The sequence below is a fragment of the Cryobacterium aureum genome, assembly GCF_002954245.1.
Taxonomy (GTDB): Bacteria; Actinomycetota; Actinomycetes; order Actinomycetales; family Microbacteriaceae; genus Cryobacterium; species Cryobacterium aureum.
Genome location: NZ_PPTG01000002.1, coordinates 182,377 through 206,225 on the forward strand (window position 1 = coordinate 182,377; position 23,849 = coordinate 206,225).

The following is a 23,849-nucleotide window of genomic DNA, read 5'->3' on the forward strand; positions in this document are numbered from 1 at the left end:
CCCCGTCCCCGGGCCCAGTTTATAAACTGGGCCCACGGCCCGGGCCCGGGCCCCGTCCGCAAGAAGGGCGCGGACGACGCGGCGTGTCCGTGGGGCGGGTTACCCTTGACTCATGGCAGTGTGGGACAACCTAACGGGACAGGCCGACGCGATCGCCATCTTCCGGGCGGCGGCGCAGCGGGTGCCTTCGACCACCGATGCAGCGGATGCCGGGGGAGCGGCCACCGCGACCGCCGAATCCAGCTCCATGACGCACGCCTGGCTCATCACCGGACCGCCCGGCTCCGGCCGTTCCAACCTGGCCTTCGCTTTTGCGGCGGCACTGCTGAGCCCGGGCACCCCCGACGGCGACCTTGCGGCCGCGCGTCAGGTGGATGCGCGCACTCACCCCGACCTCAGCGTGCTCACGACTGAGGGCGTCATCATCCCGATGAAGACCGTCAAGGAAGCCGTCGCCCGCTCGCAGTACTCGCCCTCGGTCGGTCGTTACCGGGTTGTGGTCGTCGAAGATGCAGACCGCATGGTCGAGCGCACCTCGAACGTGCTGCTGAAAGCACTCGAAGAACCGCCCGAACGCACGGTGTGGATTTTGTGCGCGCCGAGCGAGGCCGACCTGCTTCCCACCATCCGGTCGCGCGTGCGCACCGTTCGCCTGCGCGTGCCGAGCGTCGCCGACGTCGCCGACCTTCTCGTGCGCCGCAACGGCGTCGACCCCGTCATCGCCGAGCTCAGCGCCCGCCTCGCTCAGAGCCACATCGGCATGGCCCGGCGGCTCGCCACCAATGCTGATGCGCGGGCACGACGCGAGGAAACCCTGCGTGCGGCCCTCGGCATCCGCTCGGTGTCGTCTGCCGTCCACGCGGCCGCCCGGTTACTCGCGATCGCCGGTGACGACGCGAAGGCGATCACCGTCGAGCTGGATGCCGCCGAGCGCGACGGCATGCTGCGCTCGCTCGGTGTCGAGGCCGGGCAGTCCGTGCCGCCAGGGCTGCGTGGCCAGATCAAAGACCTCGAAGACGACCAGAAGCGCCGCGCGAAGCGCAGCCTGAACGACGGCATCGACCGCATTCTGGTCGACCTCGCCTCGCTTTATCGCGACGTCTGCATGGTGCAGCTCGGCCGGGAACACGCCGTGATCAACCTCGAACTGCTCGCCGAACTGCGCACCGCGAGCGTGGCCGGCGCTCCAGCGGCCACGGTCGCCACGATGGACGCGATTGCCGTGGCCCGTCAGCGCATTCAATCCAACGTCGCCCCGGCCCTCGCGCTCGAGGCCATGCTCGTATCGGCGATCCGCCGCCGGCAGTGACAAGTCAGCAGTGCCAAGCGGGCAGTGACATAGCCCGCACTGACATAGCCCGTAGTGACTCCCAGCCGCTTTCGGTAGCCTGAACCGCAGCATCCGCTTCACGCTATGAAAGAGGAACCCGTTGAACCGACGCATTCGCGCCACCAGCATCACGGCCGCAGCTCTGGCCCTCACCCTCGCGCTCAGTGGATGCGCGTCCTGGTTCGCGACGGATGCCGGCCCCACGGAGTCCACCCCCACCGGTGAGCAGGTGACAAGCGACCTTGACCCGTTCTATAGCCAGGTGCTGCAGTGGAGCGACTGCGGCGACGCCCTGCAGTGCACCGATGCTTCAGTGCCGCTCGACTATACCGACCCGGCCGCCGGGAACATATCGCTCGCCCTGGTACGCCACGTCGCCACCGGCAATGACCGGATCGGCTCGCTCCTGGTGAATCCCGGCGGGCCGGGCGGTTCCGGATACGACTTCATCAAGGATTCCCTCGATTACGCCACCGACGCCACCCTGCAGGCGAGCTTCGACATCGTCGGGTTCGACCCTCGGGGCGTCGGGCGCTCCTCGGCGGTCGCCTGCTACGACTCCTCGGAGATGGATGAGTACGTATACGGTCTCACGACCGCCGAGCGCGGAACGGATGCCTGGATCGCCGAGCTGAAAGCCTCCTCTGACGCCTTCGCAGCGGCGTGTGCCCAGCGCACCGGGCCGCTGCTCGGCACGGTCGACACTCAGAGCGCCGCCCGCGACCTCGACCTGCTGCGCGCCGTGCTCGGCGACACCCACCTGAACTACCTCGGCTACTCCTACGGCACGTTCCTGGGTGCCACCTACGCCGAACTCTTTCCCGAGAAGGTCGGCCGCCTCGTGCTCGACGGCGCCGTCGATCCCTCGACCAGCAACTTCGAGGTCACCAAGACCCAGGCCGTCGGCTTCGAAAACGCCCTGCGCGCTTACCTCAGCGACTGCCTGGCAGGCGAGGACTGCCCATTCCGTGGCAGTGTCGACAGCGCGATGGTGACAATCGGCGCGCTGCTGAAGTCCGCCGACGCAAGCCCCATCATGGCCAAGGACGGCCGTCCGCTCGGCGGAAACGCGCTGCTCACCGCCATCATCTACCCGCTCTACCAGGCCACCGCGTGGCCGAAACTGAGCAAGATGCTGGACACCGTGCTGCACGGCAGCGCCGACGGCGCTTTTGTATTTGCGGATGCCTACAACGGTCGCGACGCAAACGGGGACTACATCGACAACTCGACCGAGGCGTTTATGGCGATCAACTGCATCGACTATCCCTACAACGCCGACCCGACAGTGATGCGAGCCCAAGCCACCGAGCTCGAAGCTGCGGCCCCGGTGATCGGCCCATTCATGAGCTTCGGCGACATCGGCTGCGCCGACTGGCCGTACAAATTCACTGGCGAACGCACCGAGATTCACGCGGCAGGGGCGGCACCCATCCTCGTCGTCGGCACCACGAACGACCCGGCCACCCCCTACGTCTGGGCGCAGCAGCTGGCCGCGCAGCTCGAGCGCGGCACCCTCGTGACCTACACCGGCGAGGGGCACACCGCCTACAACAAGTCGAACTCCTGTGTGAACGACGCCGTCGACTCGTACCTGGTGGACGGAATCGTGCCCGCCTCCGACCCGCAGTGCTAACTGCCGGTGCCCTTTTGCGGGCTGTGAAATAATTACGGCATGTCGATCGATACTAGACTGCCCGGACTGCGCGAGCGCAAGCGCCTCGCCACCCGGCGGGCTATCCAGCACGCCGTGCTGACCCTGTCCAGCGAGCGCGGCATCGACCACGTCACCGTCGAAGACATTAGTCGGGTCGCCAACGTGTCCCCGCGCACGTTCTTCAACTATTTCCCCTCCAAAGATGCCTCCCTCATCGGGGATGCGCCGGGAATGGCATCCGCTGAAGATATCGAAGTGTTTGTCTCTGGCGGTCCCGACAACGACGTGCTGGCCGATCTGGCCATGTTGCTCTCCAAAAGCCTGCAGCCTACCGAGGCTGACCGTGAGATCCACCAGCTGCGACGCGAGGTCATGAAGGAGAACACCTACCTATTCGGCATGCGCATGGCCACCTTGCGCGATTTTGAAAACCATTTGCAGCAGATCATCGAGCAACGCTTCAAAGCGGATGCCCCCGCTATCGCCGCTGACACCGCTCTCGGCGACGATCCCGCCGGGCTGAACCAGCGCGCCCTTCTGTACACTCTGGTGGCCGTGGCCGCCATCCGTCATGCCTGGCGGTGCTGGGCCGAGGGCGACGGTGCCAGCCCGCTGTCGGAACGCGTGGACGCCTCGTTCGCCGAGGTGTACAGAATCACTCGCAGAAACGACTAAGCTTGGCTGCTGTGTCACCGAGTGCTTTATGGGGCATTCTGGTATCGCCGCCTTAGCTCAGTTGGTAGAGCATCTCACTCGTAATGAGAAGGTCGTCAGTTCGATTCTGACAGGCGGCTCCACTAACTTTGCTGGTCAGATAGATTTTCTAAAAACAAGATCCGCGGTATGTTTCTCCAGATTCGCCGGATTTTCCCACGTTTGTTTTAAATGCGCGTCTATTGAGGGCGACTTCACCCCGGGGCCTGAGACCTGGACGCCTTCGAGCCGGTAAATGAATACGGCATGGTCATGTACCTTGCGCGCGTCTGAGTTGCGGTTTCTGGCTGTTGTCTGGCGGGCGGTCGCTACGGATACCGATCCGGGCTGTTCCGTGGTGTTCGCCACCACCTGGCCGTCTCCGCTGGTCCACTTGATATGGATTGAGTCCGGCTCCGGGTCAGCGCGAGAGCCGCGAGTTCCGCTCGAAGGGCTAGCCTGTGATAATGGCGTCGGAACGAAGTGTGCGAGTGCGCGCCGCCGTACGCACGATGCCACCTGGATATTTCGCCATGGTCATGGCCACCGGCATCCTCTCGATCGGCATGAACCTGATCGGGGTCGCAGGCCTCAGCTACGCGCTCCTGGTGGTCTGCGCCGGAGCTTATCTGGCGCTCCTGGTGCTGACTGCATGGCGGTTCGTGGCGTTCCGATCAGACTTTCTCGATGACCTGCACGACCCGAACCGGGGATTCCAGTTCTTCACCTTCGTCGCCGGCACCAATGTGCTGGCTGCGCGTTTGGCCGTGGAAGGTTGGTTTCTTGCGGCAACGGTGCTCCTGGGCATGTCTGGTGTGGCCTGGGTCGTGCTCGGTTACGCGGTGCCCTGGCTCGCCGTACTGGGCCGCACGGCACGCCCGGTACTGGGGTCGGCAAACGGAACCTGGTTTATCTGGGTCGTTGCGAGCCAGTCGGTCGCCGTCGTGGCAGCGGCGCTCGAACCAGTCGCGGGCGATGCCAGGGCGCTGCTCGCGGTGCTGGCCGTATTGTCGTGGTCGGTCGGCATCTTCCTCTATGGAGCCGCTGGGGTGTTCGTCTCACTGCGACTGATGCTCTACCCACTGCGGCCGGAAGATCTCGATCCGCCATACTGGGTATCGATGGGCGCCTGCGCGATCACAGTTCTGGCCGGCGCCCGCATCGTCGAAATGGCGGATGCTCCGATGGTAAGCGCGACTCGCGGACTGGTCGGCGGCATATCCGTGATGTTCTGGGCCTTCGCGACCTGGCTCATCCCCGTACTCATCGCCGTGGGGATTTGGCGTCACTTTAAACGCCACGTACCACTGCGCTATCAAGCGACACTGTGGAGCATCGCGTTCCCCGTCGGAATGTATGCCGTCGCCGGAATCTATCTGGGTCAGGCCGACACGCTGCCGCTCGTCGGTCAGATTGGTACCGTCACGCTGTGGGCTGCGCTGGTCGTATGGCTCCTCGTTTTCACAGCGATGGCGCGCCAACCGATCCGGGCAGGTCGCGTCCGACGTGATGCCCGACGGCACGAGAACGCCGGTCGGTAGCCGTCGCGAGGGGGCTAAAGTCCGCCGGGTCTATTCCGGCGAGAGGGTGCCGTTTCGACCTGAGATGGAACGCGAACCGTGCGCGAGAATCCGTTTGCATGCGAGAAGCCATCTTTGGCCCCTTGGCCGACTTTCATGGGGCCAGAAGGGGCATCTCGGCGTGTGTCTGTAATGCAGACAGGCAGGCCCGTGATGATGAGCAAGTCAGGCTCGGTGAGCTCCTCGAAAGTGGGGTGGAAGAGTAGCGCCGAGCCGTGTCGGTCCGTGTCAACGCCGACCGAAAATTGGGCCATTTCTGCCAACTGAAAATAGGGCCACTTTCGTGTGGTTCTAGTGTGCCGTAGTGGTGGCGGGTTGGTGTTGCTTGAGGCGGTAGCTGTTGACTTTGAGGCTGATGACGTCGGCGTGGTGAACGATGCGGTCGATCATGGCGGAGGCGATGGTGAGGTCTCCGAAGACGTCGCCCCAGCGGGCGAAGGGCAGGTTGCTCGTCATGATCAGCGATGCGTGTTCATAGCGACTAGAGACGAGTTGAAAGAACAGGTCCGCCGCGTCTCCGCGCGGACAGCAAAAGTCCGCGCCGTGATAGTGCGCTCAGTTCGCGTTCATGCTCATATTCATGAGGGCCTCCTCGGCTGTCTCTGGAATGCCGCGGCTATCCATCCCACGACAGTAGATGGTGCTTAGACCAGTTTCTGGCGGACAGCGTTGTAGATCGCTTGATGGCCAGTGCCGTCGGGATGTAGCCCATCAATGAGCTGGCCGGGATGGCCGTCAAACAGGCTCCACAGGTTTACCCGCGGTACTGCCAATTGTTTGCAGACATCCGCAAGTCGCCTTTCAAGGTCCAGTGCCGGACCGGTGTCGAAAAAGTCTCCAAAGATGGGCATAGTGCGGGAAGTGTCAGGCTTCATTAGACCGACGGCGAGAACCTCGCTTCCGAGCGATCTGATGTCCCGAACATTGGAAGCGAAGAGATCGGCAGCGTGCTCCAGCGTCAACGGGTAGGGCCCCGATCGTGACCCCACGCGTCGAGCGTCATTGATGCCATAGGCCAATACGACGAGGTCGGGGCTTCGAAACGGAACCTCCGACTGTACGATCCGGCGCACTTCAGCTGACCCAATACCCGGTATCGACAGATTGAAGTAGCGGTTGCTCTCTGGATCCTGCGCGACATGCTCTCGCTGTAACAGCCCACTCCAACCGACGCCGTGCGGGTCTCCCCGTCCGTAAGCAATGCTGTCGCCGACGAGTACGATTCGGTGGGCACGCACGTTAGCGGATGTCGTCCATCAGCTTGGTTAAACTGCCGGACGTTGAGGACGAATCTTCGTTCGGACCTCGGGCGTCCGCGTAAACCCACGCCTGCGTTCCTGACTCGAGGGTCAGCAGCACGCGTGCATACTCTCCGACCTCGTACGCATCGGCGGCAGAGAGTTCCTCGTCCGAGAGTTCAAACACTTCACCCGCCACGAATGCGCACGACTCTCCAGAGGACCGGAGGATCGGATGAGAATCCGTGCCGCTTATTGCAATTACGGCAGGATCAGTGATCTGCAGGTATGCCAGCTCGAATCCGGGAAGCCGGTCGTGCGTGCCGGTGAAGGTCCGACCGAAATTTGAGAGCTGTACTTCCGCAAGCTGAAGCGTTCCATACGAAAAAAGCCGTTGCACCACGAATAGACCCCTGACGATATTGGTTGACTTGCGATATCCGAAATCACGCTATCAGCTAGCCAACGCAGTGGCGGGTGCAAGACCTCTTTCAAGAGGCCCCTAAACAGAGGCCCGAAAATTAAGGCGCGTCGGCGAAGCGGCGGCGGGCCGCGAGTATTCGAGCGAGACGGCGGCGTCCTCCCAGTCGCACTCGGTCATGCGTTTTGCAGAATCGAGGAGGACAGCGATGGCGCGCTGTCATAGTGCCCCTGGCGCAAGATCATACGTAACCCACTTTGTAGACGTGGCGGTCAAATCATAGAGACGGCGGGCCCGAGCGTTGTTTTCTGCCGTGATCCAGCGAACGACTGAGCGTCCTTCGCGTTCGGCCAGCGCGGAGAGCTCACTCAGTAGCGAGCGCCCGACGCCGGCTCCCCGAGCGCTCGTGTCCGTGAACAGATCGTCGAGGTAGATACCCACGCTGCCCGTTGAGGGACGAGAAAATCGACGGTAGTGCGCGAGCCCCACGAGTCGATCCCCGGAGGTGGCGACAAAGGCATTGACTTCATTCGAGTCGTCATTTATCCAGGTCCAGACACGCTCAACGATGCTGTCATCGGGAGACAGCTCGTAGAAGTCTCGATAGCCCCGATAGAGCTCAGCCCACTGGGACGAGTCTGAGGTTTGGACCGCGCGGATAGAAACCGAATCGTTTGTAATCATCGTCCCAGAGTATCTGCGCGCATTCCGCTCCCGCCTTCGCTCCCATTCGGGCTCTTCTGGCCACGCTTCCATCGTCGGCAGGCCCGGGGGTACGGGCGCCCGTAAAGGGTTCCCGGAACGGAACGGACCGCCAGCGAGCATCTTTGTCCGCCTGGTCCGTGGTTTGGCCGAGCAGTGCCAGCTAGTGGTCTACGCGCGTTCGGCCTCCGAGCGCGCTGCACGGAGCAGCGCGTCGACGAGGTCTGTGAGGTTAACCACTTCGGTAGCTGGAAGCGAAATATCGTTAGGCCCCACGTGGGTTGGTGCGTCATTCCGCAATCGATCCTCCTTGCAATCTGGCCTGTGTCGTCATCGACGGGTGAATTTCTCGGGCTGCACCACAAGGACGGTGCGGAGACGCTCTTTGGCGGAGGCGTACCGGGATCGCGCTGTTGATGCCGATATGCCCGTTATCTGGGCGGCGTCGCTGATGCTGAATCCGTCCCAGTGGACGAGTTCCACCAGCTCGCGAAGATCGATGGGGAGTTGCGTGACTGCACCGCGAACGTCGAGCGGGTCGGCAGCGTCCGCGCCCCGCCCCGTGGGTGTCTGCGCGAGTTCGAGGCGTAGACGGTCTGTGGCCGCGAGTCGTCGACGCGTTGATCTGCGCGCGTTCAGGAGTATGTTCCGAGCGATCGCAAATAACCACATACGGCCGCCGATTTCATCCGTGGGAGCTTGCCGCTCCTTCTTCCACGCAACTATGAAGGTTTCGCTCAGTACGTCGGCAGCATCCGCCCGCGGATCGATCCTCCGCTCGAGATAGGCGAGAATATCGGATGCATTGGCTCGAATGAGCGCGTCCAAGCGGTCCACACCGCCCGCGCGCGTCACGGAGAGACCGCGTCGCACTCACCGGCGCCCTCGAGGGAGAAGCTGCTGGTGTCCAAGCCTTGGCTGGTCACACCATCCGTGATCAGACGGTACGCCGTGTCAAACAGCATGTCGGTTTCTGGGTCAGGAGGCCCGGGCTGCATCGTCGCGTCAGGGTTGGCCGCGTTCCATTGCGCAATGGATTCGATCTTGGCCGCTTCCCGCTCTGAATAGCCCTGATCGGTTCCGATGTCCTCGGGAATCACCAGCGCGTCGAAGTTGATGTCCAGCAGAATGGCGCGCGCGGCCAGGAAGGACGGATCACTCACGGGTACCCCTTCGGGATGAATGATGATCCCGGCTGCGCAGAAGTCGCCGGCAGCATTAAAGTGCTGGAGAGTCTTATCGGGGACGAACCCCAGCCACGTGAGCACCGACGGCGACGCGATCGCAGCGGACCCACCGCCCAGGAGAATCACGGAGAGTGTGACCCCTGTGAAGACGAAGCGTTTGCGCCGCCGACGCTGGTGCCGGCTGTCCGTGACGACCTCCTCCAGGGCTGCGTGCAGCGGACCGCTTCGCGGCGCAATTGAGGGGCGTGTGGCCGACAGGCGGCCCATCAGCTCTTCGTCATCCATGTGGCTCTCCCGTCAGTGATGCTCTCACTACCTACATGTCTGCGGGAAAACAAAACGTCCATGACATTCGAAAATTGGCAAATCTTCATCGAGCTGCCTGACTCGCTGTCGCCGGACTGGCAGAGGATCAAGCATCCCGCGTCGTGGCCCCCAGACTGCACATAAGCACTGGATGTTGTTTTGACCCGGGCGCATGGACTCGAAGGTTCCCATCCCGCAGAGGGTTCGCCATGCGGGCGCTTTGTAGCCCGAGCTGCCTTGCATGCGGGACTTCTACTTGAGTCCGTCTGCGTCGAGGTACTCAGACCTGAGGATCGACATCGTGAGTGCGTCGACGTACTCGCCGTCGAATTTGTGAGCATCGCGACGCCTGCCCTCGAGTGTGAAACCGCTGCGTTCATACACGTGCTGGGCACGGGGATTGAAAGCAAAGACCTCAAGCTCGATTCGGTGCAGTGTCGTGGTTCGAAACGCATGTCGGATGATGAGCCGTGTTGCCTCGGTTCCGAGACCGCGATCGCGCCCTGCGGGGCCGATGAGAATGCGAAAGCTGCAGCTGTCGTTCTCCGGGCTGAGTTCATTAAGGACCACTTCGCCCACGCAAGCGGACGATGCCTGCTCGATGATCGCGAGGTCCAGACGGCCAGGTTGCTCCGCTCTTGTCTCATACCACTGGCGCGTTGCCGAGTCGAGGATGGCCGTGCGTCCATGTGCTTCGTTTGTGGTGTGAACGCTTCCCGTGAGAGTGAGCACCTCGGGGTCGGCAAGGATGGCGCCCATGGCGTCAATGTCTCCTGCCTCGAACGAGCGCAAGAGACCGCGCTCTCCTGCGAGGGTGGGCTTATCGGCAAAGAATCCTGCATTGGCCATTCGCCCATCATGCACGACCATAACCGCCATCCGTGTCTGACCTGGCACGCCACCGATCCATTGCCTAAGCTGACAGCGCTGAAATCCACGCGGTTTTGATGTCCGGCCAGGGTTCCCCGTCGAGACGGGAAGTTTTTTTCGTCGATTTCATGGGTGACTGTCACACTTTGACCTCGGCCGGTCATGTTCTAGGTATAAGGCTGATGAGAGGACGAGGTTCATGGCAATCACTGATGATGAACTTGACGGGCGACTGCGGAGTGGTCGAGTAGAAATACGCGGCGATATCCTTCCCTCTGGAGTGGTATCTGCGCTTATTTCCGATGCGCGTGCGACGGCTCGGGGCCGAACACTCCGAACGCGGGTCACGGCCGTAACAGCGGCTGGTGCGATAGTGGTCAGCGGTATCGTGGCTGGGCCCGCAACCGCTGACATTGTGCAGAAGTTTCTGGCGCAAACTGTTTTGAATCCGCCTTTGGATAGTGTCGCCAGTCCGAGCGAGGAAATGATCGATACCGCCGCATTCGATTTCCCCGAATACGCGGCCTCGATCTATCCTCTGTGGCTTCCGCTCGCGCCCGGTCAGACTCAACAAGGGGTTATTGCCCAGGTCGTAGCGCAGCAGATGGCCACTCCTGCGCTGACCACCGAGCTTAACGTGCGGCGCAGTTTTGAAACCGTCGTATACACCGCGTGGATGGGTGAATGGATCGCCGCCCACGATGCGGGCGATGAAGCCCGGATGGCGGCCGCCATTGCTGTGTTGGAGGACACTCCGACCTGGCCGGCCATTGTGGCCACGGACGGCGGTGGTATCACCAATTTGATGGCCGGATTCGTAGCTGAAATGGCCGACGGCGACGCTGAGGTCGCGCAGGCCGCCGCACAGTACGACGGTAATCCGGCCTGGGATGGCATCGACCGTGAGGCTCTCATCACGGAGCTCTTCACTAAATACATCTCTGAGGCACGGTGAGCACCGTTGAGGGCACCGGTGGGCTCGTATTCGTGGAGCAGGTTGCGCTGGCCGTGCCCCTTCAGGACGTTATGCGGGAACTGATCCCGGACCTCCTCGGCTATTTCTTGAACCGGTTAGATGATCGTGAGGATGCCGCAGACGCGGTAGCTGAGACGTTGCTCGTTCTGTGGCGGAAGGAGCGCGCGGTGCCGGCCGCCGCCGAAGATGCTCGACGATACGCTTTCGGCGTGGCACGCAAGATTCTCCACACGACACGACGTGGTCGCCGCCGCCACACGGCCTTGGCCGACCGGCTACGCGTCGTCGTTCGCGAGGAGGTCTTCCCCGGTCCTGACGTCGACATCGAGCTTCGAACAGCACTCGGCAGCCTGACCGATCACGACCGCGAGCTGGTTCTGCTGGTTGCGTGGGAAGGATTCTCGGTTGCCGACGCCAGCCAAATCCTCGGCATACGACCGGATGCCGCGCGAGCACGCTACTCGCGGGCACGCGCCCGACTCCGCGAAACACTCGGCGCGACACCATGACGTCACCGCGAAACCAGCCCACGCTGCCGAGCCAACCCGCGTCACTGAACCCGACTGACGCTGCTGGGGACGGCTCAATTCGCCCGGATGACCTCGACCTACCCGCCACCGTCTCCATCGTCATCGCGACATGGTGAGATGCCTCGTACGATTCGTCGGGTAATTCCTGCCTACGCACTACGCACTACGCACTACGCACTACGGAGCGGACCAGCCTCGGCCCTGTCCCGCTGGCGGTTCCGCTTGCGGACGTCTCAAGCGGTTAACGTCGATCGTCGACGATGTCATCCCAAATGACGTCTCGCGCAGATGCGCCTTTCTAGGCTCACTGGCACGGGCGGTGCCATCCTTGGGCGTGGACCGTGTTCATGTTGCTGTCGACGCAGTGGACAACAGCTGTCAATGTTCGCGCAGGACCATGCTGGAGCCCTGAGGAGAAACGGTCGACCGGCCCAGGACGTCTGGCTTACGGTCCTACTGCCTCTACCTTTTCTACGGTTCCTTCGCACTGGTCGATTGATGAGTGTCAACCGCGGCACTAGATAACGGTCTTTAGTTATTTGGCACGGCGGCATGGCCTCGATCGAGTTATTGGGACGATGCTGAGCCAACTCAACGAGCCGCCGCTGATGAAATGGAAGTCGACCGCGTGTCACAAACCCGTGTTTCGCTGACACTGTGTAGGTGGAGGTCCACCTTGAATTCAGATTCTGACCATGAGCTCGTGACGAGCCTCAACCGCGGCGACAAAGCCGCCTTCTCCGAGCTTATGACGCGGCACGGACCGGCTGTATACCGGTTTGCTTGGGCGTTGGCGGACGAAGCGCACCAAGCCGACGATCTTCTACAGGAGACCTTCCTGGTGATGTGGAAGCGAAGACACAAGATCGTGCTGGCAAGTGAGTCACTGCTCCCATGGTTGCTCACTACTTGCCGGTTCACGGCGTACAACTCGAACAGGAAATCCCGCGCTCGTCGCACGCTTCCACTCGACACCGCGGAGACTGCCACAAGCACGGGTGCTCCGGCGTCAGCAATCGACGAGCTGAACTGGGTAAGGGAAGAGATTGGTGCGCTCGGCCCGATCGATAGGCAGTTGATTGAACGATGCCTCCTCGAAGGAGAGAGCTACGCCGCAGCCGCGGCGGCCCTCGGTATATCGCCCGCGGCCGCGCGCAAACGCATCCAGCGCACCCGCATCCACTTGGGTGCCGCACGAATCGAAAACCAGTAAAAGGAGCACGGCATGAACATCGCACCCCCCACCCAGGCACAGATTGAATCGACCATCGCAACCGCTGAACGTAGTGTGCGCCGCACCATCGAACGTCGCCGCAACATGGCTCGCGTCGGAATAGGAGCCGGAGCCCTGATGGTTCTCGGCATTGCCGGCAACGGAGCTGCCACGGCCTTTTTCCCCCAGTATGTCGACCTCGAAGGCGTTGTGAAGACGGTCTACGCCGAGGACTTCGCCGATTGCATCCAGGCATCTGGATGGGACGCCCAGATTCTTAGCCCTGCCGAAGGGGCTCCCATCATCGAGAGTTGGGGCTTCGACACTTCTACTCACACCGTCGTGTCCAGTCACCTCCTTCAGGACACCCAGGGTGAAGCCGGCCGCGCGATCTCGTTGTGCCAGGAGGAAATATCTGCCGACGTAGGGGAGCCGATCATGGGCATTCCAAACTGACCCGTATCCCCTCGCCGTGGACTCAGTTTCGACAGTTTGGCGGGTGGCTCGATCGATCTCTCCTGATCTGGATCACACACGACGAGCGCCTGGCCGCGCAGGCCTCCCTGGTTGACAGTGAACGCATGCTCGCCGGTGCTCAGCTACCGCCTCATGTGTCCCGTAAGTCGTTCCCCTTACGAAACTTCTGCGGAGAGCTTCTCGCGTCGTGACGCCAGACTTCATTCGTTTGAGAAAGTCAATTTGCGGAGCTCTGAAGGGCGGGTCGTGTCTTTCGGAACTCTGCTAAGAAACTGGGTCAGGCCGGCGAAGTGAACGACAGCAAGGATCGTGTGGCAATCTGTTCGAACTCGTCATGAATTGCGGAGAGCGCGGCTTTACGATTATCGGCGTCGAGGTGAGCTGGCCCGTACGTGACGATCGGTTCCAGTACCTCGTAGCCGACGAAGCGAAGCATCCCGAAATGTATGTGGAATAGGTGCGTGTCGAGGACTCCGAATCGGCTGCCCTCACCGAACGAGTCTGACGAACCTCCGGTGGTTATGAGCAGGACTGCTTTGTGACCTGCAAGGGCAGCCTGGTCGAAGAGTCCGTGATCGCCGCCGAAAACAGCTCCCATGACGAAGACTCGGTCAATCCACCCTTTGAGAATGGCGGGGAGGGAGAACCACCAAAGAGGGAACGACAGCACGAGGAGATCGGCATCAAATAGCGCGTCGAGGTCTGCGCGAACTTCAGGCGCGAGAGCTCCAGCGTTTGCTGCGGCCATTTGTTCGACCTGCGGTTTGAAGTATGTCGACGCCGACGGGAACCCTGAGCGATCGAGCACAGGTGACCAGCCGTTCTCATGCAAATTTATTGTTCTAACGTCGTAGCCCTGGTCCTGCAGGGATGATCTTGCAGACCGCATCTGCGCATTACTAAACGACTGGGGTTCGGGATGAGCGTGCACTATCAAGGCGGTTGGTTTCACAGTGTGCTCGGCTGCATCCGGAAGTGAGTTCATACGCATATCGTATCGTCATATCGAATAATAACGATACGACGAAGGTTGTGAGCAGAAGGAAGCAAACTATTTGAGCTTTAGAGCTCTCGTCCCAAGGCACTCACGAGCTTTTCAATCTGCGATTCATTCCGCCGGTAGTGCGTCCACTTGCCGATCCGGGTCGGCGTGACGAGACCAGCTCGTTCGAGGACAGCCATGTAGGCCGAGATGGTGGACTGCGCCAACCCGGTTTTCGCTTGAATATGACTCACGCACACGCCGACTTCAGCGCGGTCAGCGATCGGCTCGTAGTCGGCGAAATCGACCTCAGGATTCTTCAACCATTGAAGTATTCGGAGTCGAATCGGATTACCCAGGGCCTTGAAAACCTCAACCAAGTTTTCATCTGGGGTGGGACCCGGATCCGACTGCATGTACTTCCGTCCAACGTGTCGACATTCTTCGATATCTCGCTCTGAGCATACATATTTATCATGAGATTTCTCCGGCAATACCGCACGCCTCCATCGCAACGAAATTGCCATAGCAGTCCATGGGGATCGCCTCCGTCGTGATCACTTCAAGAAACTTCTAATGGCTGCCCGCTGACGAGGAATGGCCGTCGTGAATGTTGTGACCGCGGAAGGCCCAACACTTTCATTACTGTGGATGACGCTAAGCCAAATTCAGTACGCGTGTCTCCGCATCGGAGTGACATGGCGTCTCGCCCCTGGTCTGGTGTTTCGACATCGTGACCGTCATGGCGGCATCACCAGGTCAAGCGATCGGACGCCGACCGATTTTGCAAGCCATGGGTTTGATCGCTATCGGGTCAATTGGCATCCAGACCTCGTCTGCAATTTCCGCAAGCTTGTTTTCGACGCTGGGACCGTTTGCGGTCAGCTCGTTGCGTCTACTGATCGCCGCGATCATTCTGTTGGCCATTGTCCGACCCAAACTTCGCGGCCGCACCCGTTCAGCTTGGGCTGGAGTCGTCATTTATGGCATTGCCATGGCAGCCATGGCAGCCATGGCAGCCATGAACATAGAGTCTCTATGCCGCTATCGATCGCATCCCCCTGGGGGTCGCGGTAACGCTGGAATTCCTCGGCCCGTGCCTCGTAGCCTTGCTGGCGTCCAGGCGGATCCGAGAGGGGCTCTGCGCCATCGCCGCCCTCATCGGCGTCGTGCTCATCACGGGACCCGGTGGGTACTTCGACTTCTGGGGCTATGCTTTCGGCCTCGCCGCGGCCGTCTTCTTCGGCCTGTATACGTAGGGGCCGCAAGGTCAGGCCAGTAACGGTGAGATGCTAGTTCTGTGGAATCGAACAAGGGCACCGATACGCTAGCCGTTGTAATCCGTCCCTATGGTCAAGCGGATGCCGCAGACACTTTGGCCATATTCCTTGTGGCGGTGACCGAGACGGCTGCCGCTGACTACTCGCCGAAGCAGATTCAGGCGTGGGCTCGGCCAGAGTCGCGAGATCTGCCCACCTGGCATGCGGCGCTGAGGTGCGCGTCAGCGGACAGCTTGTTTGCCGCACCGACGACCAAGCGACCACTTGGTACGGGATCACCTGCCGCTGCACCTTTTCCTGACTCACTCTGAACAGGGATGCAGTTTCTTCAGCGTCACCACGACGAGCAATCCGCTGATCTGGCAGGTCGAGGAGCGCTTCGAGCACGCCGCCGCCTTCGAGGCTCACCAAGAACGGGTCGCCGGCAGCGCTTGGGGTCATGCGACCTCAGGAATCGAACGCCACTATTCTGTGACTGGACGGTGAGTTCTCGCCCGAGTTCCTGAACCTGCACCGAAAGTCCGCCTTGTCCGGGCTGGCGTTCCCCTTTCGGGCACCGCTCGTTTCAGGACGCGTCGCTGAGCAGCAGCGCCCTCGACGCCAAGCTGACCACCCGCAGCGCCCGTTGCCTATCGGGATCGGAACTGGTGTCCACTGACCGAGGGCAAGTCCACATCGACCGGCCCGGACAGCGGTTCGCACTCAACTCGCCAGCTTGAAACAACATTCTTCGAGAGATCTGAGACAGTTCGGGACTCAAAGGACACTTCCTAGTCTGATGCAATATCCCGAGAACACCGAAGCCACGCTATCGGAGCGCGCACGCCACGACGATGGTCTAGCGTTCAGCCTCTTATTTGACCTCCACCAGGCTCGTATTTACCGCCGTGCGTTCGGTTTGGTGTCGAACACGCACGACGCAGAAGACGTCGCGGCGGGCGCGTTCTTTGAACTGTGGCGCAAGCGACGAACGGTGGGACTGGTTCACGGATCGGTGCTTCCGTGGCTCCTCGTCACGACCCTCAACCTTTCGCGCAATTCCTTGCGGGCACGGGCGAGATATGAGCGAGTACTCCGGACTCTACCCAGAGTCGAAGCAATGGCACCGCTGGATGAAGCTGCACTGGAGACCAAGGAACGACTCACCGAATCCGCGTCGACTCGCGTGACCACCGCCCGACAATCCATCCTGCTGTAGAAGGGAACTGCTGATGAGCACGACCGAGATGAACACCGACTTCGCTCGGGGCGGCTGGTCGCGGATTGCGAAGCGGATGGGGTCTTCGTCAGGTTCAACTACTCCGGACCCAACCTCGGAGCGTTCAGCGAGGGCGGCCGCAGTGTTCGATCAGCGATACTGGCCCTGTTTTCGGTCGGCGTTAACACGTAGGAGTGCTTGTCTAATGTTGCGGGCGTGTTGTGGTGCGCTGGCCCGTGCTGAGTAACATTTCGCACCGGCCGCTGGCTCACGCAACCGGTCGCGGTCCCGTGCGAGCCGAATGATGGTGCGTGCAAGGCCCTCGGCGGTAGTGTCGGTCGCTGCGATGGCAGCGATACCGAATTCGGTGGCGAGGGTAGGGTCGGAGACGATCACGGGTCGACCGGCTTTGAACGCTTCGATAGCGATCATTGGCTGATTGTCGAACCCATTGGACGTGATGACGGCGGCATGAGCCGAAGCGAGCAGCTGAGTGACACCAGCGGACGATACACGTCCGTGGAAGATGACAGAAGCGCAAGGCGCACCAGACGCGCGACCGCCGGCGACGTCGAGCTGTACGACGCCGGACCCCAGGACGCTCTCCACTATCGCCATGGCTGAAAGCGCGACGTTGAGTCTTTTCTCCGGGGCGAACCGTGCCGCCCACACGAGCCGGAGTGGACCGGTCGATGAGCTGATGAGTGGCCGGCTGTGGAGGTACTCGCTGGTGTTGGAGATCACCGTGACGTTCTGCAATCCTGCCGCGCGCAGCACCGAAGCCTGATGGTGGGAGGGCGAGATCACCAAGTCAGCGGCCTGCGCCACGCTCAAAGTCATCCCACGCAGCGCGCTATCCAGGCGTCGAGGTGCCAGACGTCGCCGTGACGGGGCTAGGCCTGTCGCCCAGCCATGAACTGCGGTGACTAGCGGCGCGGCCAAGGCTGCGATTCGGGGGCCGCGCCAGAAAAAGGTGTGGACGACGTGCATGCTCGGGATGCCACGTTTCGCGGCAACTGTCAGCACTGCGGCGGCGAGACCGAATTCTGAATGCGTAATGACTAGATCGGTCTGCCATTCGGCCATCCGCCGGTCTAGGAGAGATTGGGTTCGGGCCGTATTGCCGACGATTGGCAGGTTGGCGCCCGGGACCACGAAGGTGACTGGAGAGTCCCAGCAGGTCACGCCCGCCTCGGCGAGGTCGAGCTGGGAGCAGGCGTCGGGAGCCGCGATGGTCACAGTATGCCCGGCCGCGGCCAGAGCGCGTGCCTGCTGCAGGAATGCCGTTTGGGCACCGCCCATGTATTCGAGCTTGTAGTCGATCACGAGCAGGATGCTCATGGTCATCGCAGCAGTCCATTCTCGTAAGCGAAGGCCACTATCTGTAAGCGCGAGCTCAGGGTGAGTTTTGAAAAAATGCTGGAAACGTGGCTCTTGACGGTGGTCTCCGATATGAAGGCGGTCGTCGCGATGTCGCTATTACTCAGCCCGCGCGCGGCCAGCAGAAAGATCTCCTTTTCACGCGCGGACAGGTGACTGATCGCCGCATAGTCTGCCCGCTTATTCTCGGTGGGAATGAGGTCCTTGATAACGGCGACGCTGTCTCGTGGTGCGATTACCGATTGGCCGCCATGGACGGTGCGGATGGCTTCGAGTAAGAATGCGGGGTTGGCGTCTTTGAGGAGGAATCCGCTCGCTCCAGCGTTGATCGCCTGCAGCACGGCGACGTCGCGTTCGTGAGTAGTGAGGATGATGATCTTGGGTGCGTCACCCGAAGCCCGCGCACAGATAATCTCGGTCGCGGTGATTCCGTTCGCGATTGGCATACGAATGTCCATCAGGACGATGTCGGCCTTCTGAGACAGCGCGAGCTCGACGATCGCTTCGCCGTCGTACGCAGCACCGACGAACTCGAGATCGGGTTGCGATTCGATAAGCATCTGGATTCCAGAGCAGAAAAGTTTCTGGTCATCGGCGATGGCCACGCGGATCAGGCTCATCGTGGGGTCGTCGCATCCTCGTGTACGGGCATAGTGGGAATGAACGCTGTGACAATGAACCGTCGGGGATCCTCGTCGTCTAATTCCGCGGCCAGCCAGCCTCCCGCGAGACGTGCACGTTCAGTCATTCCAGTGATTCCCCGTGAGAAGTGCCGTGGCGGAGATTTAGCCAGGTCCAGTGAAGCAGTCGAGACAACGCTGAGGGCTAGGCCCGGGCCGCGCCAATCGCGCGTGATCCGCACAATCGTAGGACCGCAGCCGTGTTTTAGGGCGTTTGTTAAACTCTCCTGCAGGATGCGGTAGACGGCCAATTGTTGCCCCGCCGTCAGTGGACTTGCCTCGCCGAACGTAACATCGGTCACGTTCAGCCCCGACTTCCTCATGCGTTCTACAAGGTCGTCCACATCTGTCAACGAGGGGTATGAATGCCCCTCTGGAGAGGTCGACAGCGATTGCAGCAGTACGCGCAGCTCGCCCAGCGACTCCCTCCCCGACTTAGCTATGGTCCGGAGCGTCTCCGAGGTGGCTTCCGGACGTTGATCTTGCAGAAACAGCGCCCCGTCTGCCTGAGCGACGATGACTGATAGGGAGTGCGCCATGATGTCGTGCACGTCCTGTGCCGTGCGGTCGCGCTCAATCGCGATGGCGAGCTCGAGCTCGGCGGCGACAACCTCGTCCTCAAGTAGGCGTGCCCGGTGTAGCCCCGTGTCTCTCTCTAGAAATAGATGCACGGCGAATCCCAGCGCCCAGGCCACGACGAAAACGACCGTCGCCAACACCATCGATGCGATCGGGCCTGAAACGTCTGAGGCGATCTGCCAACGGGGGGAAGCGATCGCGCCGACGGCGAGACCCACGAGGGCGCTCATCGCCAGGGCGAGCATTCGGATGCGTTTTGGGGCGAATGCGGCGACGATCCCAATGACGAACACGATGCCGAGGTACGCGGCCGTATTGGTCTCAAGGAATCGCCACCCCGGAAGGAGAAGTTGGGTCAATACCGTTGCCACGACGAGGCCCAGTGCGCTGACGGGCAATAATCGGCCCAGAGCGATGGCCAGCCCCAGCGCCGCATAGGGGATCCACTCGACAGGTAGAGCCGCCGAAATAGTGTTCGCCGCTCCGATGATCCAGAGCAGGGTGAAAGTCGCTCCCGCCACGGGCAAGAATGCAGTCTTCGCGATCCGGAGGGTGTGTCTCATAGGGCAACAGTACGGGCGTGAATGTTCAGACTTCGTTCGACCTTGGAAATATCCTCCCAAAGGAGGAATAGATTCATTCGTGATCACGGTCGTGGTGGCCGCTTGGAATCGATCAACAGTGCATAGAGCGCGGGCCGGCCGGAATGGACCGGCTGAGGCGGTGGGGTTCGGGCTTACTCGGCATCAGCCGCGGGGTGATTGCCATCTTGTGCCCGTCATGCCCACACCGGCCAGACGACGAAACCGGCAGAGAACAACACGACGAGGCTGCCGACAAGCCCCACGACGGCCAGGAGCAGGGCTACCCAGCTCATAACTGTGAGGCGCTGATCACTCGGCACGACATACCCGGCGACCACTGCGCCACACAGTAACAGAATCAGAACGACCGATGACACCACGGCGGGAAGCAACCTCGCCTCCGGTCCGGGGCACGGTGCAAAGCTGGAGATGGCGCAGATCGTAGATTTGAATCTGAACAGCCAGACCAATCCAAGTGCCAGAACAACGATTCCAAGATTCAGCGCCGCCCACTGCAGGGCGCTGCGCTGCGTCGTACTCGATATAGCCCCCATGGGTTTGAGTATGGCCGCGGGCACGGGGATTGTCCAGCGCAGCGGCGTCAGCTCCGGGCGGTCACGGCAGGTTTGATGGCCTTCACGATGGCTCCGTGCATTTCGGCGGCGACCTCGTGGGTGTACTCCACGGCCCCGTCGACAAAGCCCGCCGCGGCCAGCGCATCGAGGTATTCCTGGTTCGAGAGGGCACCGGCAATGCAGCCGGTGTAGCTGCCTCGCGCAATGCGATCCTCGACGCTCAGGTGGTTTTCGGCCACGACGTCGGAGATGCCGAGGCGCCCGCCGGGCTTCAACACCCGAAACATCTCGGAGATCACGGCATTCTTGTCGGCGGACAGGTTGATCACACAGTTGGAGATGATGACGTCGATGCTGTCATCGGCCAGGGGGATGGCTTCCATCTGACCCTTGATGAACTCGACGTTTGTGACATCGGCCTTAGCCGCATTGGCCCGGGCGAGTGCGAGCATCTCATCGGTCATGTCGAGACCGTAGGCGAAGCCGGTCGAGCCCACGCGGCGGGCGGAGAGAAGCACGTCGATGCCGCCTCCGGAGCCTAGGTCGAGCACCGTTTCGCCCAGGCGCAGGTCAGCGACCGCCGTCGGGTTGCCACAGCCCAGGCTGGCCAGAAACGCTTCCTCGGGGATCTCGTCGTTCTCCCCCTGGGTGTACAGCACGGACCCGAACACGTTTCCGTTGCCCAGGTCGGTGGGCACGCAGCAGGACGTGCTCGAGACATCGCTCAGCTGCAACGCTGCCGCCGCATAACGCTCGCGAACGAGCTCGGTGATCTCAGATTTCTCGGTCATCGGTTGATCCTTTCGGTAGGTGGCGGCACCAGCCTACTGCTACATTGATACTGATCGATATAGCGAGTGACGTCTAAACTTTTGAGGGAGATCGACATGGCTGCCATCCGAATCTACGAACCGGCACTGTGCTGCGACACCGGCGTCTGTGGTGTCGACCTCGACCAGTCCCTGGTGGAGGTGACCGCGACCGTGCGCAGTCTGCAGGACCTTGGCGCTGACATTGCGCGCCACAATCTGGCCACTGACCCGCTCGCCTTCACCACGGATGAGACTGTGCGCGCCTTCATGCACGTCGTCGGTTCGACCGGACTGCCGCTCACCGTCGTCGACGGCGTCACCGTCGCGACCGGCACCTACCCCTCGAAGGCACAGCTGCTCGTCTTTGCCGGCCTCGCTCCGGTAACGAGTGAGCCAGCCGAGCGACCCCAGCTCGGCCTGACCGAGAAATCTGCAAGCGGATGCTGCGGCGCCACCGGCTGCTGCTAGCACCATGAAGTTTCTGCAAAACCCGCCCCGCTTTCTGTTCTTCACCGGCAAGGGCGGCGTGGGAAAGACATCCGTTGCCTGTGCCGCCGGCATGGAGCTAGCCTCGCGCGGGCGCCGGGTTCTGCTGGTGAGTACCGACCCGGCCTCCAATATCGGGCAGGTGTTCGGCGTCACGATCGGCAATACGGTCACTCCGATTGCCGCGATTGCGGGCCTGAGCGCGCTCGAAATCGACCCGGAGCAGGCAGCGGATGCCTACCGCGAACGCATCATCGCCCCGGTTCGGGGGCTCCTGCCGGAACGCGAACTCGCGAGCATTGCCGAGGGTTTGTCGGGCTCCTGCACCACGGAGGTGGCCTCGTTCGACGAGTTCACGAACCTGCTCACCGACGACAGCCTGCTGGCGACCTACGACCACATCGTCTTCGACACCGCGCCGACCGGCCACACCATCCGCCTGCTGCAGCTGCCCGGTTCCTGGACCGAGTTTCTCGACGCGGGCAAGGGCGATCCGTCGTGCCTCGGCCCGCTGTCCGGGCTGGAGAAGCACAAGACGGTCTACGCCGCTGCGGTCGCAGCCCTCGCCGACCCCGCGCGTACGCGACTGGTGCTGGTGGCGCGGGCGCAGGCATCCGCTGTGGCCGAAATCGATCGCACCTTCGGCGAGTTGGAGCAGATCGGCATTCTGGGCGGCTACGTCGTGATCAATGGTGCGCTGCCGACGGGGGCGGGAACCGAGCCGATAGCGGTAGCGGTGCGCAATCGGGAGGCGGCTGCGCTGAGCGGTATTCCCGCACGTCTGGCGGCCTTGCCGAGGGACATTCTCGAGCTCAAAGCGGGCAACATGGTGGGCGTTGACGCGCTCCGCACCCTGTTTCAGGGCAGCGATGGCCCGGCGCACGCGCAGGCTCCGGTCGATGTGGCGGATGCCCCGCTCGGCCACTTCATCGACGAGCTCGAACTGACCGGGCACGGGCTGATCCTCTGCATGGGAAAAGGCGGCGTTGGCAAGACGACGATCGCTGCGGCGATTGCCGTTGCCCTGGCGCAGCGCGGCCACGCCGTGCACTTGACCACGACGGACCCGGCCGCTCACCTGATCGACACCCTGCACGGAAACGTGCCAGGGCTGCGCGTTTCGCGCATCGACCCTGAGCAGGCGATTCGCGAGTACCGCGATCATGTCATGGCCACCAAGGGCAAGAACCTCGATGCGGATGGCCGGGCTGCCCTGGCCGAAGACCTGCTCTCGCCGTGCACCGACGAGGTCGCGGTATTCCGGCAGTTCTCCAAGGCCGTGCACGAATCCCGTCACGAATTCGTCGTCGTCGATACCGCGCCGACCGGCCACACCCTGCTGCTCCTCGATGCGACGGGGTCGTACCACCGAGAAATCGCCCGCCAGATGGGCGAGGGCATGTCGTTCGTGACCCCGTTGATGCGGCTGCAGGATCCGGCGCTGACCAAGGTGCTGCTGGTGACCCTGGCCGAGACGACGCCGGTGCTCGAGGCCGAGAGCCTGCAGGACGATCTCATTCGCGCCGGAATCCAGCCGTGGGGCTGGGTTGTGAACAACTCCATCGCTGCCGCGCACCCCGGTACGCCTTTTCTGCAGGCACGCGCCGCCAACGAGGCCGCCCAGCTCGCGGAAGTGTTCGCCCGCGCCGATCGGGTGGCGATCGTGCCGCTGCTTGCCGAGGAACCGATCGGCATCGACAGGCTCACCGCGCTCACCGCTCTGGAGTCGCAGCCGGTGTGAGCGAGCCGCCACTCGGTGCGTCGGCAGTATTAGGGCGTGCGCGGGCCGGAGCTGTTGGGGTTAGGAGGCCATTTTGGGGTGCACCTTCACGAAGGTGATGTTCTTCGTGGGATGCACAGTTTTGGCCGGCGCCCGGGAGAAGCCCTTGGCTCCCTCGAGACGGTTCTGGCCACGAAACTCGGTCAGGGCGTCGTCGAAGATGGCGTTCAGCTGGGTTCCGGTGAACTCTTCCGAGGTCCCCTCGGTGAAGCTGATGCTGATGAGCGAGTTGTCGGGAAAGTGCCGGTTCATGCGGATGAAGCCATCGGCATCCTGCTGCAGGGTGATCATTGGTCTAGTTTGACCTATATATTCCTAGTCGGTGGAGTTAAC

At 62.0% G+C, this 23,849-nt stretch carries 26 protein-coding genes, 1 tRNA gene and 2 pseudogenes; 14 read left to right on the forward strand and 15 right to left on the reverse strand.

The features are described from left to right. Window positions 1-112 precede the first annotated feature (112 nt). The 5 genes from CJ028_RS01710 (at window position 113) to CJ028_RS01730 (ending at window position 5,221) form a co-directional block, all read left to right on the forward strand. Complete coding sequence (locus CJ028_RS01710; protein WP_105033550.1) at window positions 113-1,309, forward strand: DNA polymerase III subunit delta'; 1,197 nt, start codon at window positions 113-115, stop codon at window positions 1,307-1,309. Window positions 1,310-1,430: 121 nt separating this feature from the next. Then, window positions 1,431-2,966: an alpha/beta hydrolase gene (locus tag CJ028_RS01715; protein ID WP_105033551.1), complete on the forward strand. Its 1,536-nt coding sequence runs from the start codon at window positions 1,431-1,433 to the stop codon at window positions 2,964-2,966. 39 nt (window positions 2,967-3,005) lie between these two features. Then, on the forward strand, window positions 3,006-3,662 hold the full coding sequence (locus tag CJ028_RS01720; protein ID WP_105033552.1) for a TetR family transcriptional regulator: 657 nt from the start codon (window positions 3,006-3,008) through the stop codon (window positions 3,660-3,662). Window positions 3,663-3,708: 46 nt separating this feature from the next. After that, window positions 3,709-3,784, forward strand: a tRNA-Thr gene (locus CJ028_RS01725). 363 nt (window positions 3,785-4,147) lie between these two features. After that, window positions 4,148-5,221 (forward strand): tellurite resistance/C4-dicarboxylate transporter family protein, encoded by a 1,074-nt coding sequence (locus CJ028_RS01730; RefSeq protein WP_105033553.1) that lies wholly within the window; start codon window positions 4,148-4,150, stop codon window positions 5,219-5,221. A 330-nt stretch (window positions 5,222-5,551) separates the two neighbouring features. Here the strand turns inward: CJ028_RS01730 and CJ028_RS01735 are convergent. From CJ028_RS01735 to CJ028_RS01765, 7 genes and pseudogenes are all read right to left on the reverse strand, one after another. After that, window positions 5,552-5,776 (reverse strand): annotated as a pseudogene (locus CJ028_RS01735) (ATP-binding protein); the annotation flags it as partial. 128 nt (window positions 5,777-5,904) lie between these two features. Next, the gene (locus CJ028_RS01740; RefSeq protein ID WP_105033554.1) at window positions 5,905-6,498 is read right to left on the reverse strand and encodes an SGNH/GDSL hydrolase family protein; all 594 of its coding nucleotides are present in this window, start codon (window positions 6,496-6,498) and stop codon (window positions 5,905-5,907) included. 1 nt (window position 6,499) lies between these two features. Continuing rightward, entirely contained in the window at window positions 6,500-6,901 is a 402-nt protein-coding gene (locus CJ028_RS01745) for a gamma-glutamylcyclotransferase family protein (RefSeq protein ID WP_105033555.1), read from the reverse strand. 237 nt (window positions 6,902-7,138) lie between these two features. Next, on the reverse strand, window positions 7,139-7,603 hold the full coding sequence (locus tag CJ028_RS01750) for a GNAT family N-acetyltransferase (protein ID WP_105033556.1): 465 nt from the start codon (window positions 7,601-7,603) through the stop codon (window positions 7,139-7,141). Window positions 7,604-7,951: 348 nt separating this feature from the next. Beyond that, window positions 7,952-8,458, reverse strand: a complete 507-nt coding sequence (locus tag CJ028_RS01755; protein ID WP_205683912.1) for an RNA polymerase sigma factor — start codon at window positions 8,456-8,458, stop codon at window positions 7,952-7,954. Between the two features lie 14 nt (window positions 8,459-8,472). After that, a complete protein-coding gene (locus CJ028_RS01760) occupies window positions 8,473-9,093 on the reverse strand; it encodes a hypothetical protein (RefSeq protein ID WP_105033557.1) in 621 nt (206 codons plus the stop codon). A 273-nt stretch (window positions 9,094-9,366) separates the two neighbouring features. Further along, the gene (locus CJ028_RS01765) at window positions 9,367-9,963 is read right to left on the reverse strand and encodes a GNAT family N-acetyltransferase (protein WP_105033597.1); all 597 of its coding nucleotides are present in this window, start codon (window positions 9,961-9,963) and stop codon (window positions 9,367-9,369) included. A 436-nt stretch (window positions 9,964-10,399) separates the two neighbouring features. Here CJ028_RS01765 and CJ028_RS01770 point away from each other — a divergent pair, with 436 nt between their 5' ends. From CJ028_RS01770 to CJ028_RS01785, 5 genes are all read left to right on the forward strand, one after another. After that, window positions 10,400-10,939, forward strand: a complete 540-nt coding sequence (locus tag CJ028_RS01770) for a hypothetical protein (protein ID WP_129590350.1) — start codon at window positions 10,400-10,402, stop codon at window positions 10,937-10,939. Continuing rightward, on the forward strand, window positions 10,936-11,469 hold the full coding sequence (locus CJ028_RS01775) for an RNA polymerase sigma factor (protein WP_105033559.1): 534 nt from the start codon (window positions 10,936-10,938) through the stop codon (window positions 11,467-11,469). Before CJ028_RS01770 ends, CJ028_RS01775 begins: the two co-directional genes overlap by 4 nt. After that, complete coding sequence (locus tag CJ028_RS20865; protein WP_161498867.1) at window positions 11,466-11,606, forward strand: hypothetical protein; 141 nt, start codon at window positions 11,466-11,468, stop codon at window positions 11,604-11,606. The genes CJ028_RS01775 and CJ028_RS20865 overlap by 4 nt, the downstream gene beginning before the upstream one ends. 587 nt (window positions 11,607-12,193) lie before the next feature. Further along, window positions 12,194-12,703 carry an RNA polymerase sigma factor gene (locus CJ028_RS01780; RefSeq protein ID WP_205683913.1) on the forward strand — a complete coding sequence of 170 codons (510 nt, stop codon included), beginning with the start codon at window positions 12,194-12,196 and terminating at the stop codon, window positions 12,701-12,703. 12 nt (window positions 12,704-12,715) lie between these two features. Continuing rightward, entirely contained in the window at window positions 12,716-13,159 is a 444-nt protein-coding gene (locus tag CJ028_RS01785; RefSeq protein ID WP_105033561.1) for a hypothetical protein, read from the forward strand. Between the two features lie 298 nt (window positions 13,160-13,457). Here the strand turns inward: CJ028_RS01785 and CJ028_RS01790 are convergent, their stop codons facing one another. Together CJ028_RS01790 and CJ028_RS01795 are read right to left on the reverse strand one after the other, a co-directional pair. Further along, window positions 13,458-14,165 carry an NAD(P)H-dependent oxidoreductase gene (locus CJ028_RS01790; protein ID WP_105033598.1) on the reverse strand — a complete coding sequence of 236 codons (708 nt, stop codon included), beginning with the start codon at window positions 14,163-14,165 and terminating at the stop codon, window positions 13,458-13,460. A gap of 77 nt (window positions 14,166-14,242) precedes the next feature. Beyond that, on the reverse strand, window positions 14,243-14,578 hold the full coding sequence (locus CJ028_RS01795; RefSeq protein WP_105033562.1) for an ArsR/SmtB family transcription factor: 336 nt from the start codon (window positions 14,576-14,578) through the stop codon (window positions 14,243-14,245). Window positions 14,579-15,271: 693 nt separating this feature from the next. Between CJ028_RS01795 and CJ028_RS20870 the strand changes: the two genes are divergently transcribed. After that, window positions 15,272-15,421 carry a hypothetical protein gene (locus CJ028_RS20870; protein WP_161498869.1) on the forward strand — a complete coding sequence of 50 codons (150 nt, stop codon included), beginning with the start codon at window positions 15,272-15,274 and terminating at the stop codon, window positions 15,419-15,421. Window positions 15,422-16,220: 799 nt separating this feature from the next. After that, window positions 16,221-16,490, forward strand: a pseudogene (locus tag CJ028_RS21865) (RNA polymerase sigma factor); the annotation flags it as partial. 300 nt (window positions 16,491-16,790) lie between these two features. Here CJ028_RS21865 and CJ028_RS01815 read toward each other — a convergent pair. The 5 genes from CJ028_RS01815 to arsM form a co-directional block, all read right to left on the reverse strand. Next, complete coding sequence (locus CJ028_RS01815; RefSeq protein ID WP_105033564.1) at window positions 16,791-17,987, reverse strand: glycosyltransferase family 4 protein; 1,197 nt, start codon at window positions 17,985-17,987, stop codon at window positions 16,791-16,793. Next, window positions 17,984-18,640 carry a response regulator gene (locus CJ028_RS01820; protein WP_105033565.1) on the reverse strand — a complete coding sequence of 219 codons (657 nt, stop codon included), beginning with the start codon at window positions 18,638-18,640 and terminating at the stop codon, window positions 17,984-17,986. The genes CJ028_RS01815 and CJ028_RS01820 overlap by 4 nt, the downstream gene beginning before the upstream one ends. Next, complete coding sequence (locus tag CJ028_RS01825) at window positions 18,637-19,842, reverse strand: sensor histidine kinase (protein WP_105033566.1); 1,206 nt, start codon at window positions 19,840-19,842, stop codon at window positions 18,637-18,639. The genes CJ028_RS01820 and CJ028_RS01825 overlap by 4 nt, the downstream gene beginning before the upstream one ends. Before the next feature lie 215 nt (window positions 19,843-20,057). Beyond that, window positions 20,058-20,417, reverse strand: coding sequence for a hypothetical protein (locus CJ028_RS01830; RefSeq protein WP_105033567.1), 360 nt, complete (start codon window positions 20,415-20,417; stop codon window positions 20,058-20,060). Window positions 20,418-20,464: 47 nt separating this feature from the next. Beyond that, entirely contained in the window at window positions 20,465-21,229 is a 765-nt protein-coding gene (gene arsM, locus CJ028_RS01835; RefSeq protein WP_105033568.1) for an arsenite methyltransferase, read from the reverse strand. Window positions 21,230-21,325: 96 nt separating this feature from the next. On the opposite strand from arsM, the gene arsD reads away from it, so the two are divergent. Beyond that, window positions 21,326-21,718: an arsenite efflux transporter metallochaperone ArsD gene (arsD, locus tag CJ028_RS01840; RefSeq protein WP_105033569.1), complete on the forward strand. Its 393-nt coding sequence runs from the start codon at window positions 21,326-21,328 to the stop codon at window positions 21,716-21,718. 4 nt (window positions 21,719-21,722) lie between these two features. Continuing rightward, entirely contained in the window at window positions 21,723-23,477 is a 1,755-nt protein-coding gene (gene arsA, locus CJ028_RS01845) for an arsenical pump-driving ATPase (RefSeq protein WP_105033570.1), read from the forward strand. Window positions 23,478-23,537: 60 nt separating this feature from the next. Here arsA and CJ028_RS01850 read toward each other — a convergent pair whose 3' ends face one another. Further along, window positions 23,538-23,807 carry a hypothetical protein gene (locus tag CJ028_RS01850; protein ID WP_105033571.1) on the reverse strand — a complete coding sequence of 90 codons (270 nt, stop codon included), beginning with the start codon at window positions 23,805-23,807 and terminating at the stop codon, window positions 23,538-23,540. Between the last annotated feature and the right edge of the window lie 42 nt (window positions 23,808-23,849).